A 15,686-nucleotide genomic window follows, 5' to 3' on the forward strand; every position below is an offset into this window, starting at 1 on the left:
GCTTTTGTGCAGGCGAGCCACGCAAGGGGCTCGCCGGAACGCAGGCCCCGGAGGTGAGCCCCCGGCGTGCCCCACCCCCCGGCATTGCGCAGGAGGGCCGGACGGCGTTCCCCCGTCGACCCGCTGTCAGCCTCGTTTTATAAAACTCCCATGTTCGATGTCGCTCGGTCAGTGTACGCGCGGGCGTTGGAGGACATCCGTGCGGCGGGGCTCTACAAGGAGGAGCGGATCCTCGCGACGCCGCAGGGGCCGGCGATCCGGACGGAGGGCGGGGGCGAGGTCCTCAACTTCTGCGCGAACAACTACCTTGGCCTCTCGTCGCACCCCGCGGTCATCGACGCGGCCAAGCGGGCGATCGACTCCCACGGATTCGGCCTCTCCAGCGTCCGGTTCATCTGCGGCACGCAGGATCTGCACCGGCGGCTGGAGTCCCGGATCGCGCGCTTCTTCGGCACCGAGGACGCGATCCTCTACTCGTCCTGCTTCGACGCGAACGGCGGCCTGTTCGAGACGCTGCTCGGCGAGGAGGACGCCGTCATCTCGGACGCGCTGAACCACGCGTCGATCATCGACGGGATCCGCCTCTGCAAGGCCGAGCGGCACCGCTACCCGAACGGGGACATGGCCGCGCTCGAGGACCTCCTGCGCAAGACGTCCGGCAAGCGGCTCCGGCTGATCGCCACCGACGGCGTCTTCTCGATGGACGGGTACCTCGCCAAGCTCGACACCATCTGCGATCTCGCCGACAAGCACCGCGCGATGGTGATGGTCGACGACTCGCACGCCACCGGGTTCATCGGGCCGACGGGGCGCGGGACCGCGGAGCTCTGCGGGGTCATGCACCGCGTGGACGTGATCACCTCGACGCTGGGCAAGGCGCTGGGCGGGGCGAGCGGCGGGTTCACGACCGGCCGGCAGGAGATCGTCGACCTGCTCCGGCAGCGCTCGCGGCCGTACCTGTTCTCCAACACGCTCGCCCCCCTGATCGCGGGCGCGTCGATCGCCGTGTTCGACCTCATCGACGCCGAGCCGTCGCTGCGCGAGCGGGTGATGGAGAACGCGCGCCGGTTCCGGCAGGGGATGACGCAGGCCGGGTTCACGATCAAGCCGGGCACGCACCCGATCGTGCCGATCATGCTGGGCGAGGCGCGGCTCGCGAACGAGATGGCGCGGGCGCTCCTCGCCGAGGGCATCTACGTCATCGGCTTCTCGTACCCGGTCGTGCCGAAGGGCGAGGCCCGCATCCGGGTGCAGCTCTCGGCCGCGCACGAGCCTGAGCACGTCGATCGCGCGCTCGCGGCGTTCCGCGAGGTCGGCCGGCAGCTCGGGGTGGTCGGCTGACCGGATCCGCGCAGCTCGGGGTGGTCGGCTGACCGGAGCCGCGCAGCTCGGGGTGGTCGGCTGGCCGGAGCCGCGCAGCTCGGGGTGGTCGGCTGGCCGGATCAGTACCGGAGGATCACCTTCGGGTGGCTCGAGATCGCCTCCTGGAACGTCGCCGCGTCGTAGTCGTCGAAGTCGAACACCGTCCCTTCGCCCCGGTTCAGGATGACCTCCCAGATGAGGTCGTGGATGTTCGGGTCGCGCGACTCGAGCAGGTGGCGCGTGATGTGCCACGTCTCGAAGATGCGGCGGCCGATCACGCTGTGGAGGCTGATGCCGTCCACGATGAGGCGGTCGAAGTTCTCGATCACCGCGTCGCCGCTCTTCAGGCCGAAGAGGATGACGTCCCCCCCGCGCCTGGCCGCGTGGATCGCGTTGTTGACGCTGCTGTTCACGCCGCTCATCTCGAGCACGACGTCGACCCCGACGCCGTCGGTGAGCTTCCGGATGCGCTCGGTCAGCTCGGGATCGCTCGCGTGGGGTCGCTCGGGGCTCGCCCTCCGCGGCCGGAGGACCACGTCGGCGCCCAGGCGGCGGGCCATCTCCGCGTTCCGCTCGGCCGGCTCCACGCCGATCACGTAGATCGCCCCCATCGCGCGGGCGATCGCGATCGCGAAGAGCCCGATGGTGCCGCAGCCGAAGATGGCCACGCGCTTGCCGCGGAGGTTCACCTTGGTGCACGCGTGCACGGCGTTGCCGAACGGCTCCTGCACCGCGGCGACCTCGGGCCGGATCCGCGCGAGATCGGTGCGCCACAGGTTCTTCGCGGGCAGCTTGACGACCTCGGCGAAGCAGCCATCCTCGCTGATCCCGATGATCTTGTCGTCGGCGCACACGTGCGTGTCGCCGACCCGGCACTGGTAGCAGGCGCCGCAGGCGATGTGGCTCTCGGTCGAGACGATGTCGCCGACCGCGAGCCCGAACGACCGGCGCGCGTCGGTCCCGAGATCGACGACGCGGCCGAGGAGCTCGTGGCCGATCGTGCGCGTCGACCTCCGGTCGCGATCGAGCGACCGGAAGATCATGTCCTTGAAGGCGGTGCGGAACCAGATGCCGCGATCGGACCCGCAGAAGCCCGTCATCAGCGGCTTGACGAGCACGTTCGCCCGGTCGTGATAGTCCCTGCCCTCGTCGATCGACGGGCGCTCGATCTCCGCCTTGACCAGCCCGATCGTGGACTCCCACGGGTCCCGCTCGCGATCGTAGGTCAGCGCCCACATCGTGTCGCTCATGCGCCTGGCTCCTGTTCCGCGCCGAGGCGCCCGCAGCTGGCGCACGGGCGCCTCAGGCGCATCTAGCGTGGCGCGCGGACGACCGGGTGCCCATTGGAAAATTGCAGCAGATCTGTCAGCGAGCGAGCCGGATGACTCGCTGCGTCGGCCGAGGAGCCCGCCGAGGGGGACGGTCCACGAGCGCACGCGGGCGGTGCTGCACGCGCGGCTGCGAGCGGGAGGGCGCAGCGGGCGGCGCACCCGGGCGCGCTCCTGCTGGCGCGCTCAGCGGCGCTTCGACGGCGCGCGCGCGGGGGCGGGCGGCGGGGTCGTCTCGGAGACCGGCGGCCGCTCCCGAAGGCACCGGTCGAGGCCGGCCTGGAGGCTCGCCTCGTGGGAGCCGGGGAGCTTGGGGCGGCCCATCACGTTGACGAAGAGGCGATCCTGCGCGATGCCGCCGCCCGGCCCGAAGCTCATCCACACGAACATCGCGCGCCCCTTGATGTACTCGAAGGGCACGCCCGCGCCGAGCCCGCCGCGCCAGCTGCGCGAGTCGTGGCTGTTGTGGCGGTTGTCGCCCATCACCCACACCTCGTCGGCGGCGACCTTGAACGGCCCCTGGAGCATGCCGCAGACGCCCGCGCGGCAGGTGTGGCCCGGCCCGCAGTCGTTGCTCTCCTCGCACATCGTCTCGTCGGGGTTCGCGTCGTAGAGCGTGAGGTACGACTTGTCCCCGAGGAACTCGACGAACAGCTCCGCCTGCCGGCCCTCGTAGCGGTAGGGGCCGACGTGGCAGTGGGGGACGAGCCAGCCGTTGAGGATCGGGCGCCCGTTGACCGCCTCCAGCGTGTCGCCCGGGGTGGCGATCGTCCGCTTGATGAAGTCCTGCTCCTTGTTCTCCGGGAACTTGAACACCATCACGTCCCCCCGCGCCGGCGGCAGGCGCGGGAAGAGGCGCTGGTCGGTCCAGGGGATGAGCGGGCCGTAGGTGAACTTGTTGACGAAGATGTGATCGCCGACCATGAGGGTCGGGATCATCGAGCCGCTCGGGATCTTGAACGCCTCGACGACGAAGGCGCGCAGGATGAGCGCCACGGCGACGGCGATGCCGATCGACTCGGCGTACTCGCGCATCTCGCCCTTCCGCCAGCGGCCGAGGTGCTCGCCGATGACGCGGTCGGCGCGGCCGTGGGCGGCGTCGAACTCGTCGGCGTCGAACGTGTCGGCGGTCATCGCGCGCTCGAGCGCCGCGATCGCCTGCGTGACCTGCTCGCGCTCGCCGCTCGTCAGCTCGCGCTCGACCTCGCGCTTGCGGCTGCGCAGGATCCGGTGGGCCTCCTCGAGGAGCGCGGCGGCGTCCTCGAAGCGCGCGCGCGCCTTCGGCGGGATGTCCCGCCGCCCGCCGACGCCGATCGCCGACGCGAACGGCAGCTCGTGGCGGAACCGCCAGAGGATCATCGCAAAGATCGTGAAGAGCACGATGCCCGCGGGGATCTGCTGCTCGCCGACGAACACGCGGAGCGGCTGGGCGCTGCCGCCCGGGGGCGGGGTGAGCAGCCAGACGTTCACGACCGCGAGCGCGAACGGCACGAGGCCGATCCACACGAGGTGGAACAGGAAGCGCAGCAGCCGACCGTCCCTGCCTCCTGGGGGAGGCGAGCTGCCGTTCGAGCGCTGTTCCGGGCCGCTGGTCGGCCTGGCCGCGCTGACGCGGGCCTCGGTGTTCGCGCTCCCTTTCATCGAGGGAGAAAGCTCCGCGCTCGGAGGCCGATGGGCCGCGACCGAAGGGGTGCTCTGGGGTTCATCATCGGGGCGCGGCGGCAAGAGAGGGCTTATGTATACGTCGCCCCTCGCCAGGGCAAGCGCGCAGCGCCACCCGCTGCCGCGTCACGGGGCGTCTCCGACCTCGACGGCATAGCTCACCAGGCCGGCCCGGTCGTCGAGGGCGTAGGTCGTCGGCTGCGTCCGACCCGCGGTGCCCGTGTTGTCGACGACCAGGTAATATTGCCCCCTCGGGAGCGGCACCGTTCGCCGGAACGGGGCGCCCGAGTACACCGGCTCGTCGAGCAGGGGCGGCGCCGAGATCGGCGCCGGCGCGGCCTGCGTCAGGTACGCCTGGAGCCACTGCTCTCCGAGGCCCCGGGGGACGAGGAGCACGTCCACGCCCGGCGCCCCCTCGAGCGCGACCGTGAGCGTCACCGCCTGGCCGCCGTCGGTGATCTCCAGCGGGCCGATGTAGTCGCGCTGGTTCTGGTGCACCTCGGTCCGCTCGTTGGCCACGAGGAGCTTGCCGTTCTCCCGGCGCTCGTACGGGGCGCGGGGCCGCTGCCCCTTCTCGATGATGCCCAGGCCGAACTGCACCGCGCCGTCGTCGTCGCGGATGACGGTGAAGCCACGGGCGATCTCGGTCTTCACGAGCTGGGCGCCGAGCGCGTTGGCGAAGGCGCTGCCCTGGGCGAGCGACACGCCGGCGACCGAGATCGCGGCCGGCTGCTCGATGAGCCGGGTGGTGAAGCTCGCCGCCGTGGTCGAGCGCTGACGGAAGTAGACGTACATCGTGTCGCCATCCATCAGGAAGTCGTGGTCGTATTCGACGGCGGCGCTCGCGTCGAAGCTCATGCGCTTCGTCAGGTTCGTCCAGACGAAGCCGCTTCCTCCGAACTGGACGAAGAGGTTCCCGTTCGCGAGATCCTGGACGAGGCAGGAGCTCGGGTAGAACCGGCCGGTCACCGGATCCTCGTCACGCAGGCGCAGCGGCACGCTGCGCCGCTGCATCTCGCCGCAGATCTGGCCCGTCGCGTAGGACAGGAGGGCCCTGCGGAGCGACAGGTTGCCCGGGTCGTTCACGACGCCCGGCAGGACGCCGAGCGCGCCCTGCCCGCACGCGCCCGCGAGCCCCCCGAGCAGCGAGAGGCAGAGCGCGAGGCCGAGCGCGCGGGCGGCGGTGCGGAGGAGCATGGGCGCAGCATAATCGAAAGGCCGGCGGCGCGAGCGGGGCGCGGCGCCCCTTTCGGCGCGGCGGGCGGGTGGTGATAGGGTCGCCTCCATGGCGAACGTCGCAGTGATCGGGGCCGGCGCCTGGGGGACGGCGCTCGCGAAGTTGCTGGCGGACAAGGGCAACCCCACCGCGGTCTGGGCGCACCACGCCGAGCTGGCCGAGCGCATCGAGCGCGAGCGCCAGAACCGCCGCTACCTGCCGGACGTGGACCTGCCCGCGAGCCTGCGCGCGACCAGCGATCTCGAGGACGCGCTCCGCGGCGCGGAGCTCGTCGTGATCGTCGTGCCGTCGCACGCGCTCCGCGAGGTGGTGCGCGCGGCCGGCCCCCACATCCCGCGGGACGCGCTCGTCTGCAGCGCGACGAAGGGGATCGAGAACGACTCGCTGATGCTGATGAGCGAGGTGCTCGTCGACGAGCTCGGGCCGGAGGCCGAGCCGCGGCTGTCGTACCTGTCGGGCCCGAGCTTCGCGCGGGAGGTCGCGGCCGGCCAGCCGACCGCCGTGGTGGTCGCGGGCAGGAGCCCGCAGGCGACGCACGTGGTGCAGCGCATGCTCGCGACCGAGCGGTTCCGGGTCTACTCGTCCGAGGACGTCGTGGGCGTGGAGGTGGGCGGCGCCCTCAAGAACGTCATCGCCATCGCGGCCGGCATCTGCGACGGCCTCGGCCTCGGCCACAACGCGCGCGCCGGCCTCATCACGCGCGGCCTCGCGGAGATCGGCCGCATGGCCGCGGCGAAGGGGGCGAGCCCGCTCACGCTCGCGGGGCTCTCCGGGATGGGCGATCTGGTGCTCACCTGCACGGGCGAGCTGTCGCGCAACCGCACCGTCGGGATCGAGATGGGCAGGGGACGGAAGCTCGACGAGATCCTCGCGGGCCTCGGTCACGTCGCCGAGGGGGTGAAGACGGCGAAGAGCGCGTACGACCTCGCGAGCAAGCTCGGCGTGAGCATGCCGATCGTGGTCGAGGTGTACCGCATGCTCTACGAGGGGAAGCCGCCGCCGCGGGCCGTCGTCGACCTCATGACCCGCGCGCTCACGAAGGAGTGAGGCGCGGAGTCGGCCCGCCGGAAGGGATTTTCTCGCACCGCGCGCGCCTCTCCCTTCGTCACGTTGTAAAGTGGCGCCGCGATGCAGACGCGCCACCTCGTGGGTCTCACCTCCGCGCTCCTCCTGTCGAGCGTCAGCTGGACGGCCTCCGCCCAGTACGGCGCGCCCTACGGCGGGCAGCAGGGCGGGGCGTACGGGGGGCAGCAGGGCGGGGCGTACGGCGGCCAGTACGGTTACGGCGGCCAGTACGGCCAGGCTCCGGGGCCGTACGGCGGCTATGCGTACCCGCCGCCTCCGCGGAGGACGAGCCGGCCGAAGTCGACGCCGCTCGAGGTCGGCTATCTCTACGCCACGTCGGTGGCCTACGGCGTCGGGACCGGCATCTGGTTCGACGCGCTCGTCGGCATCGACGACCCGGGCCTGCAGTTCATCGCGCCCGCGCTCCTCGGCGTCGCCGCGCCGGTGGGCGTCTACTTCCTCGACGCGCCGCCGATGCCGCGCGGCATGCCCTCCGCGATCGCCACGGGCATGGTGATCGGCGCGGGCGAGGGGCTCGGCGTGGCCTCCTACCAGTACGTCACGGCGGAGGAGGGGGAGGAGTGGGGCTTCCTCGGGCTCGCGACGTCGGAGGTGATCGGCTCCACGGTGGGCGGGGCCGCGGGGTGGGCGTTCTATCATTTGTTCCGGCCCAGGCCGCAGACCAACATGCTCGTCGCCTCGAGCGCGGTGTGGGGGACGCTCATCGGCAGCGCGTTCGGGGGCGCCGCCAGCAACGGCGATTTCAGCGAGGCCAACGACAGCATCTCCCTCGGCGGGCTGATCGGGTTCAACGTCGCGACCGCGGGCGCGGTCGGCCTGTCCGCGGCGTGGACGCCGTCGTGGAACCAGCTCGCCTGGATGTGGGGCGGCCTCGGCCTCGGCGCGGTGATCTCGCTGCCCATCTACTTCGCGTACCTCGGCAGCGATCACGACCCGCGCCGCGGCCTCATCGCCCAGGGCGCGGCCGGCGCCCTCGGCATCGTCGCGGGCGCGGTGTTCCTGGGCAAGCCGGACCGCGGCGGCGACGTCGTCCTGAACGAGCAGGAAGAGCGCGGCCGTCCCCCGTTCGCGCGCGTGCTCGGCGGCGGGCTCACGCCCTACAGGGGCGGCGTGGGCGCGACCCTCATCGGAGAGCTCTGGTAAGCCGCGGTGTGCCGGGCAACACGGCCGCGTGGGGCCGCGGCGCGCCTGCTATGCTGGGCTCGATGCCCACCCTGAAGTATTTCGCCTCCGAGGGCGCGCCTCGCCTGTACAGCGTCCACAAGCCGATGACGACGATCGGCAAGGCGCTAGGAAACGACGTCGCGATCGTGGGGGCGGGGGTCCTGGAGCATCACGCGCAGATCGTGTTCGACGGGCGCGACTTCGTGCTGGAGGAGTGCGAGCGCGACGGGGAGATCGCGATCAACGGCAAGAAGAAGCGGCGCGCCCGGCTGGTGCACGGCGACCGGCTGCAGCTCGGCGCGGTGGAGCTCGGCTTCTCGATGTTCGCCGAGGCGCCCCCCGCGCAGGAGCGGCTCCCGGGGGAGGGCGGGGCGGAGCGGCCCGCGGCCGTCCAGGGCTCGTCGGAGCTCGCCGGCGTGCGCAAGCTGTTCGCCTTCAGCGAGAAGCTCATCAACCGGCGCAACGTCGACGAGCTCCTCGAGGCGATGCTCGACGACGTGATCGAGCTGACCCACGCCGACAAGGGCTTCCTGCTGCTGCTGGAGGGCGCCGAGGCGGCGGCCGACTCGGCGATCCGCGGGGGCGCAGCTCGGGCGAGCTCCCCGGGCGGCGATCGCAAGCTCGCGGTGCGCGCGTCGCGCAACGTCCGCAAGGAGGCGATCACCGACGCGGCCGGGGGGATCTCGGACAGCATCGTGCGGCAGGTCGTCACCACGGGCCGCCCCGTGATCGTCTCCGACGCGCTCGCCGACGCGCAGTTCGGCCGGAGCGAGAGCGTCATCGCGATGAAGCTCTCCAGCGTGATGTGCGCGCCGCTCGTGTCGCAGGGCCAGATCATCGGCGCGCTCTACGTCGGCAACGACAAGATCAAGCACCTCTTCGACCGCGCGCAGCTCGATCTCCTGAGCATCTTCGCGTCCCAGGCGTCGCTCATCCTCCAGAACGCGATGCTCCTGAACGCGCTCCGGGCCGACAAGGCGAAGCTCGTCGCCGAGCTGCACGACAAGAAGTTCGGCGAGATCATCGGCGCCTGCCCGTCGATGCTCGAGGTGTTCCGCAAGCTGCAGAAGGTCGCGGCGACCGACATCAGCGTGCTCATCACGGGGGAGACCGGGACCGGCAAGGAGCTCATCGCCCGGGAGCTGCACCGGCGGAGCCAGCGCGAGGGCGGCCCGTTCGTCACCATCAACTGCGGCGCGATCCCCGAGAACCTCATCGAGAGCGAGCTCTTCGGCCACGTGAGGGGGGCCTTCACCGGCGCCATCGCCAGCCGCCCGGGCAAGTTCCAGGTCGCCGACAAGGGCACGCTGTTCCTCGACGAGATCGGCGAGCTCCCGCTGAACCTCCAGGTGAAGCTCCTGCGCGCCCTCCAGGAGCGCGTCGTCTTCCGCGTCGGCGACTCCAGGCCCGAGAAGGTCGACATCCGCATCGTCGCGGCCACGAACAGGAACCTCGAGGAGGAGATCCGCGCCGGCAATTTCCGCGAGGATCTCTACTACCGCCTCAACGTCGTGAACCTCTGGCTCCCGCCGCTCCGCGAGCGGGGCGACGACGTGCTGATCATCGCCAAGGTGCTGCTCTCGAAGTACGCCGACGAGCTCGGCAGCGCCGTCCGCGGCTTCAGCCCCGCCGCGCTCGCCGCCATCAAGAAGTACCCCTGGCCGGGCAACATCCGGCAGCTCGAGAACCGCATCAAGAAGGCGCTCGTCCTCTGCGACCAGGCGCTCCTCTCGGTCGAGGATCTCGACCTCGGCCCCGGCGCCGAGACCGCCGTCATGCCGCTGGAGAAGGCGAAGGAGGAGTTCCAGCGGCGGTACGTGCTGGAGGCGCTCGAGCGCAACAACGGCAACCGGACGCAGACGGCCCGCGACCTCGGCGTCGACCCGCGCACCATCTTCCGCTACCTCGAGAAGGAGCAGAACCCGATGCCGAGCGGGGCCGGCGGCGTGGCCCGCGATCCGACCGAACTCTGATGGAACACGATCCCGAGGGGCCCCTCGCGGACCCCTGTCCGCCCAAGACCCGCGCCGACCTGGAGTGGGACCGCGTCCTCGAGGCGCTCGCGGAGCGCTGCGCGTCGCGCGCCGGCAAGCGGCTCGCGCGGGCCTTGCCGTTCGCCGCGACGCGCGCCGAGGCGCTCACCGCGCTCGCGGAGGTGCGCGAGGCGGTCCAGCTCGACGCCGCCGGCGAGCCGTTGCCGACGCGCGACGTCGCGGAGATCGAGGCCGCGCTCGACCGGGCGCGCATCGGCGCCGCGCTCGCGAACGAGGAGCTCCGCGCGGTGCTCGGCCTGCTCGAGGCCGCGCGGACGCTGCGGCAGTACCTGCAGGGCCGCCGCCACGCCGCGCCCTCGCTCTACGCGGCCTGCGCCATCGATCCCGAGCTCGACGCCGTCGCGCGCGACCTCGCGTTCGCCTTCGATCCGGACGGCACGCTCTCCGACCGCGCCTCGCCGCAGCTCGAGTCGCTGCGCGCGGAGCGCCGGGCGGTGCGGGATCGCCTCGTGCGCCGCCTCGAGGACCTCATCCAGAAGCACGAGGACATCCTCCAGGATCGCTACTGGACCGAGCGCGACGGGCGCTACGTGCTCCCGGTGCGCTCCGACGCGCACGAGCGCTTCCCCGGGATCGTCCACGCGACGAGCGCGAGCGGCGCCACGGTGTTCGTCGAGCCGCGCGCGCTCGTCGAGGCCGGCAACCGGATGAAGATGGTCGACGCGGAGGTCGCGCGCGAGGAGCAGGCGATCTACGCCGCGCTCACGGCCCGGGTCGCCGGGGACATCGAGAGCGTCGCGGCCGCCGCCCGCGCGCTGGCCCACGCCGACGTGCGCGCCGCCTCGGCGCGGCTCGCGAAGGACCTCGACCTCGCCTTCCCCGAGGTCCCGGGGGACGCGTTCGACGGGGGCCGCGGCGCCCCGGAGGGCGCGGCGCGGCGGACCTCGCTCGAGCTCATCGGCGGCCGCCACCCGCTCCTCGCGCTCGACGGCGTGAGGGTGGTCCCGAGCGACGTCGCGGTGAGCGCGGGCCGCGCCATGATCGTCTCCGGGCCGAACGCCGGCGGCAAGACCGTGGCCCTGAAGGCGCTCGGCCTCGCGGCGCTGATGGCCCGCGCGGGCCTGCCGGTCGCGGCCAGGGAGGGCTCCCGCGTCGCGCTGTTCGACGTCGTGCTGACCGACGTCGGCGACGACCAGAACCTCCACAAGAACCTGTCGACCTTCAGCGCCCACGTGAAGAACCTCGGGCGGATCCTCGGCGAGACGCGCCCTGGCGCCCTCGTCCTGCTCGACGAGCTCGCCGGCGGCACCGACCCGCGCGAGGGCGAGGCGCTCGCCGCGGCCGTGCTCGACTCGCTCTGCGCGCGCGGCGGCACCGTCGCCTGCACCACGCACTACGAGGGCCTGAAGGCGCTTGCGCTGGGCGACCCGCGCTTCGAGAACGCCTCCGTCGGCTTCGATCTCGGCACCATGAGCCCGACCTTCCGGCTCGTCGTCGGCGTGCCCGGCGCCTCGAGCGCGCTCGCCGTCGCGCGGCAGTTCGGGATCCCGGGCACCGTGCTCGAGCGGGCCGAGCGCTTCCTCACGAAGGAGGCGGTCACCTTCGAGCAGATGGTCGAGAAGCTCTCGGCCGAGCGCCGCGCCCTCGAGCTCGCGCGCGCGGACGCCGAGCGCGAGGCGGCCGCCTCGCGCTCGAAGCGGCGGGAGCTCGAGGGCGAGATCGCGCGGCTCCGGGAGAAGGAGCGCGCCGTGATCACGCGGGAGGGCGAGGCGCTGCTCGCGAGCCTCAAGCGCGCGCGCGAGGACCTCAGGGCGGCGCAGGCGCGCCTGCGCGGCAAGCCCACCGAGGAGGACGTGCGGGCGGCCGCGCGCGCCATGGACGCGGTGGGGCAGAAGATATCGCTGGGCGGCGAGCTCGAGCTCGGTCGGAGGGACGAGCCGCCGGCGCGGCCGGCGGTCGATCCGGCGGCCATCCGCGTCGGCGCCCGCGTCTACGTGCCCCGGCTGCGGGCCGAGGCCGAGGTGGTCGAGGTCCTCTCCGGCGGCCAGCTCCGGGTCGCCGCCGGGGCGCTCAAGCTCACGACCTCGATCGCCGAGCTGCGCGGCGCGGGCGCGCCGCCGGGCGCCGCGCCGCCGCAGCCGCAGCGCCGCGTCGAGCTCGACGCGGCCGCGGATCCGGACGTCCCGATCCAGACGGCGGAGAACACCGTCGACCTGCGCGGCCTGCGCGCGCACGAGGCGGTCGCGATGGCCGAGCAGTTCCTCGACCGCTCGCTCGGCGCGGGCCGCAGGGTGACGTTCTTCGTCCACGGGCACGGCACCGGCGCCCTGCGCGACGCCGTCCGCGAGGCGCTGCGCGCGAGCCCCTACGTGGCGCGCGTCCGCCCGGGCGGCCCGGGCGAGGGCGGCGACGGCGTCACGGTCGCCTGGCTGAAGTGGTGAGCGGCCGCGGGCGCTAGCGGTCCCGGTCGACGCGGCCGAGGTTCTCGGCGATCCGATCGAGCACGCCGTTCACGAACGCGCCGCTCTCCTCGCTGCCGAAGCGCTTCGCGAGCTCGACCGCCTCGTCGAGGATGACCGCGCGCGGCACCTCCGGGTGGTTCATGAGCTCCCACGCGCCGAGCCGGAGGACGTTCCGATCCACCCGGGCCATCCGCTCCAGGCGCCAGTTGGTGCTCGCCTTGCGGATCGCCTCGTCCACGGCGGCGAGGTCCTTGGCGACGCCGAGCACCACCTCGTCCGCGTACGCGCGCCCCTCGGGGTCCCCCGGTGTCTCGCGCCAGTAGGCCGCGACGACGCGCGGCGCCGAGCTCCCGCCGGCCTCCACCGCGAACAGCATCTGCAAGGCCGCCTCGCGGCCAGTCGAACGCGCACCCATCTCTTGGAACCTTCGTCTACAGGCCGGCGGCGTCGAGCGACGCGCCGAGCGCGAGCATCTCGATCGCGCTCACGGCGGCCTCCCAGCCCTTGTTGCCATGCTTCGTGCCCGCCCGCTCGATCGCCTGCTCGATCGAGTCGGTCGTGAGGATCCCGAACGTGACCGGCAGCCCCGTCTGGAGCGACACGGTCGCGATCCCCTTCGTGACCTCGGCCGCCACGTAGTCGAAATGCGGCGTCGAGCCCCGGATCACGGTGCCCAGGGCGATGATCGCGTCGACGCTCTTCTTGTGCGCGAGCCGCCCCACGACCGTGGGCACCTCCCACGCCCCCGGGACGCGCACGATGGAGGTCCGCTCGAGCGCGCCGCCGTGCCGCGCGATCGCGTCGAGCGCGCCCTCGACCAGGCGGTCGACGATGAAGTGGTTGAAGCGGCTCGCCACGAGCGCGAAGCGCGCCCCCGGCGGGACCACCAGGTTCCCTTCGATGATCCGAGGCTGTGCTTGCCCGACCGCTTGCTGTGCCATCCGCCGTCCTCTCTCTCCCTGCCGCGCGGGGCGCGCGGCCCGTGCGCTCGCGACCCTCGTCCGAGCGCTCTGCTCTCAGCCCATCGGCTCCTCAGGCCTCGACCTTCATCGAGACGAGCGGCACCCGCTCGGTCACGGTGAGCCCGAACCCGGTGAGCCCGACGATCTTCGGCTGGCTGTTCGTGAGCAGCCGGATCTGCTGCACCCCGAGATCGGCCAGGACCTGCGCGCCGAGGCCGAACTCCCGCAGCCTCCCCGGCTGCTGCGCCTGCAGCACGGGCGCGCTCTCCTCGGCGCCCGTGCGCCGCAGCATCTCCAGCTCGCGGCCCAGATCCCCGCGCGAGGGGATGTAGACGACCACCCCCACGCCGGCGTTCTCGATCGCGAGGAGCGCCTCGCGCAGGTTCGACCCGCCGTCGAAGGGCGTCGAGCTGAAGAGGTCCGCCACGATCGAGCCGGAGTGCACGCGGCACAGGATGGGGTCCGGCGTCGTGACCGTGCCCTTGGTCAGCGCGAGGAACTGCCGCGGCTCGTTGATGACCTCGTAGACGTAGGCGGTCCACTCCGTGCCCGTGAGGTCGATGCGCAGCGTCCGCTCGCTCACGCGCCGGACGAGCCGCTCGGTCTGGAGGCGGTACTGGATGAGGTCCGCGACCGTCACGATGAGGAGGCCGTGCTTCGCGGCGAACACCTCGAGGTCCGGCATGCGGGCCATGCTGCCGTCGTCGTTCATGATCTCGCAGATGACCCCGGCCGGGCGCATCCCGGCGAGCCGCGCGAGGTCCACGGACCCCTCGGTCTGCCCTGTCCGCACGAGCACGCCGCCGCGCCGCGCCTTCAGCGGGAACACGTGCCCCGGCGTGACGAGATCCTCGGGCCTGGCGTCGCGCGCGATCGCGACCTGGATCGTGTGCGCCCGATCGGCGGCGCTGATCCCCGTCGTCACCCCCGTGCGCGCCTCGATGCTCACGGTGAAGGCGGTGCCGAGCGGCGGCCCGTTCCGCCCCGGCGCCGACATCATCGGCAGCTCGAGGCGCGCGACCTGCTCCTCGTCGAGGGCGAGGCAGATGAGGCCGCGGCCGTGCATCGCCATGAAGTTGATGGCCTCGGGGGTCACCGCCTCCGCCGCCATGCAGAGGTCCCCCTCGTTCTCGCGATCCTCGTCGTCGACCAGGATCACCATCTTGCCGGCGCGGATGTGATCGAGCGCCGTGTTCACGCGGTCGAGCACCGCCTTGTCGATGGTCAACCGATGAGGCATCGGACCCCCAGCGCTCATGTCCTGACCGAGCGCGACGCTCGAGGCCGACTGCACCTCAGCAGAATCCCCCCGCGCGCAGCTTTGCGAGGAGTCGTTCGTCGTGATCCGCATGCTCTCCCGTATTTCCGCGCTCTTCGTCGCGCTCGGCAGAGGCGTCGCCTTCGCGCGCGCCCGTGCTCGAGAGGCTCCGCAGACCGGCGAGCGCTGCGACCTCGAGCGTCCGCGCCACGTAGCGCGCGAGCACGTCAACTTCAAGGTTGACGGCCGCGCCGGGGCGCAGCTCGCCGAGGTGCGTTCGACCGAGGGTGTGCGGCACGAGCATCACCTCGAACCGGAGCTCGCCGGAGTCCGGCGCGGACACCGCGTTGAGCGTGAGGCTCACGCCGTCGATGGCGATGGAGCCCTTGGGAGCCAGGAACGGCGAGAGATCGGGAGGCGCGATCACCGCGAGGCGGAGCGCGTCGCCGGCACGCGACTGCGCGAGGACGCGGCCCAGTCCGTCCACGTGGCCCAGCACCACGTGCCCGCCCATCCGCGCGCCGAGCGGCGTCGCGCGCTCGAGGTGGACCCGCGCGCCGACCGGCAACGCCCCGAGCGTGGTGCGATCGAGCGTCTCCGAGGACATGTCGCACTCGAACCCGCCGGGCGCGATGCGATCGACGGTGAGGCAGGCGCCGTTCACGCTCACGGACTCGCCGAGCGACAGCGGCCCGAGGCTCGTCTCGATGAGCGCGCGGGCCACGGCGCCGCCGCTCCTGCGGCGGAGGATCCCGATCGACTCGACGAGCCCCGTGAACATCGCGGTGCGCCTCTGCCTAGTCCCTGGAGGCGCGGTGCCCCTGGCTGGTCAGGAGCTTGTCGATGAGCCCCTTCGAGTAGCTCGACAGCTCGGTGAACACGACCCCCATCCCCTGCGGATCGTCGTGCACGCGCACGACCTCGCCGACGCCCTCGACCGTCTCGATATCGTCCATGATCACGGTGAACCGGAGGTTCACCTTCGTCCCGACCGCGAGCGGCGTCTTCGAGCGCACGAACACGCCGGTGCGCGAGATGTTCGTGACGTACTCGTTGATGAACGCGTCGTAGGACTCGAACTCCTTGTTGATGGTGACGCGCTCTTCCCTGCGCCCCGTCATCGCCTCGCCCCCGCTGCTCTCCGGAGAACCTTGATCTTCGGCCATGGCGT

General features: G+C 72.3%; 13 protein-coding genes. 5 read left to right on the forward strand and 8 right to left on the reverse strand.

Annotation, left to right across the window (positions count from 1 at the left end):
- Positions 1-150 precede the first annotated feature (150 nt).
- Positions 151-1,341 (forward strand): glycine C-acetyltransferase, encoded by a 1,191-nt coding sequence (gene kbl / locus WMF31_RS04980; protein ID WP_436600831.1) that lies wholly within the window; start codon positions 151-153, stop codon positions 1,339-1,341.
- Between the two features lie 101 nt (positions 1,342-1,442).
- Here kbl and WMF31_RS04985 read toward each other — a convergent pair whose 3' ends face one another.
- The 3 genes from WMF31_RS04985 to WMF31_RS04995 form a co-directional block, all read right to left on the reverse strand.
- A complete protein-coding gene (locus WMF31_RS04985; protein ID WP_436600832.1) occupies positions 1,443-2,612 on the reverse strand; it encodes a zinc-binding dehydrogenase in 1,170 nt (389 codons plus the stop codon).
- Between the two features lie 264 nt (positions 2,613-2,876).
- The gene (lepB, locus tag WMF31_RS04990; protein WP_436600833.1) at positions 2,877-4,331 is read right to left on the reverse strand and encodes a signal peptidase I; all 1,455 of its coding nucleotides are present in this window, start codon (positions 4,329-4,331) and stop codon (positions 2,877-2,879) included.
- 147 nt (positions 4,332-4,478) lie between these two features.
- A complete protein-coding gene (locus WMF31_RS04995) occupies positions 4,479-5,549 on the reverse strand; it encodes a hypothetical protein (RefSeq protein ID WP_129353177.1) in 1,071 nt (356 codons plus the stop codon).
- Positions 5,550-5,637: 88 nt separating this feature from the next.
- Between WMF31_RS04995 and WMF31_RS05000 the strand changes: the two genes are divergently transcribed.
- The 4 genes from WMF31_RS05000 to WMF31_RS05015 all read left to right on the forward strand — a co-directional run bounded on the left by WMF31_RS05000 (position 5,638) and on the right by WMF31_RS05015 (position 12,274).
- Positions 5,638-6,636, forward strand: a complete 999-nt coding sequence (locus tag WMF31_RS05000; protein WP_436600834.1) for an NAD(P)H-dependent glycerol-3-phosphate dehydrogenase — start codon at positions 5,638-5,640, stop codon at positions 6,634-6,636.
- 81 nt (positions 6,637-6,717) lie between these two features.
- Positions 6,718-7,818 carry a hypothetical protein gene (locus tag WMF31_RS05005; protein WP_436600835.1) on the forward strand — a complete coding sequence of 367 codons (1,101 nt, stop codon included), beginning with the start codon at positions 6,718-6,720 and terminating at the stop codon, positions 7,816-7,818.
- A gap of 50 nt (positions 7,819-7,868) precedes the next feature.
- Entirely contained in the window at positions 7,869-9,812 is a 1,944-nt protein-coding gene (locus WMF31_RS05010) for a sigma 54-interacting transcriptional regulator (protein ID WP_436606521.1), read from the forward strand.
- Complete coding sequence (locus WMF31_RS05015) at positions 9,812-12,274, forward strand: endonuclease MutS2 (RefSeq protein WP_436600836.1); 2,463 nt, start codon at positions 9,812-9,814, stop codon at positions 12,272-12,274. Before WMF31_RS05010 ends, WMF31_RS05015 begins: the two co-directional genes overlap by 1 nt.
- A gap of 13 nt (positions 12,275-12,287) precedes the next feature.
- Here the strand turns inward: WMF31_RS05015 and nusB are convergent, their stop codons facing one another.
- From nusB to WMF31_RS05040, 5 genes are all read right to left on the reverse strand, one after another.
- On the reverse strand, positions 12,288-12,710 hold the full coding sequence (gene nusB / locus WMF31_RS05020) for a transcription antitermination factor NusB (protein WP_129353167.1): 423 nt from the start codon (positions 12,708-12,710) through the stop codon (positions 12,288-12,290).
- Positions 12,711-12,726: 16 nt separating this feature from the next.
- Positions 12,727-13,236, reverse strand: coding sequence for a 6,7-dimethyl-8-ribityllumazine synthase (ribH, locus tag WMF31_RS05025; RefSeq protein ID WP_436600837.1), 510 nt, complete (start codon positions 13,234-13,236; stop codon positions 12,727-12,729).
- A 91-nt stretch (positions 13,237-13,327) separates the two neighbouring features.
- Entirely contained in the window at positions 13,328-14,497 is a 1,170-nt protein-coding gene (ribB, locus tag WMF31_RS05030; RefSeq protein WP_436600838.1) for a 3,4-dihydroxy-2-butanone-4-phosphate synthase, read from the reverse strand.
- Positions 14,498-14,552: 55 nt separating this feature from the next.
- Positions 14,553-15,296: a riboflavin synthase gene (locus WMF31_RS05035; protein WP_436600839.1), complete on the reverse strand. Its 744-nt coding sequence runs from the start codon at positions 15,294-15,296 to the stop codon at positions 14,553-14,555.
- A 16-nt stretch (positions 15,297-15,312) separates the two neighbouring features.
- On the reverse strand, positions 15,313-15,681 hold the full coding sequence (locus WMF31_RS05040) for a PilZ domain-containing protein (RefSeq protein ID WP_129353159.1): 369 nt from the start codon (positions 15,679-15,681) through the stop codon (positions 15,313-15,315).
- Positions 15,682-15,686 lie beyond the last annotated feature (5 nt).

The sequence above is a fragment of the Sorangium sp. So ce1036 genome (genome assembly GCF_051369805.1).
Lineage (GTDB): Bacteria > Myxococcota_A > Polyangia > Polyangiales > Polyangiaceae > Sorangium > Sorangium cellulosum_F.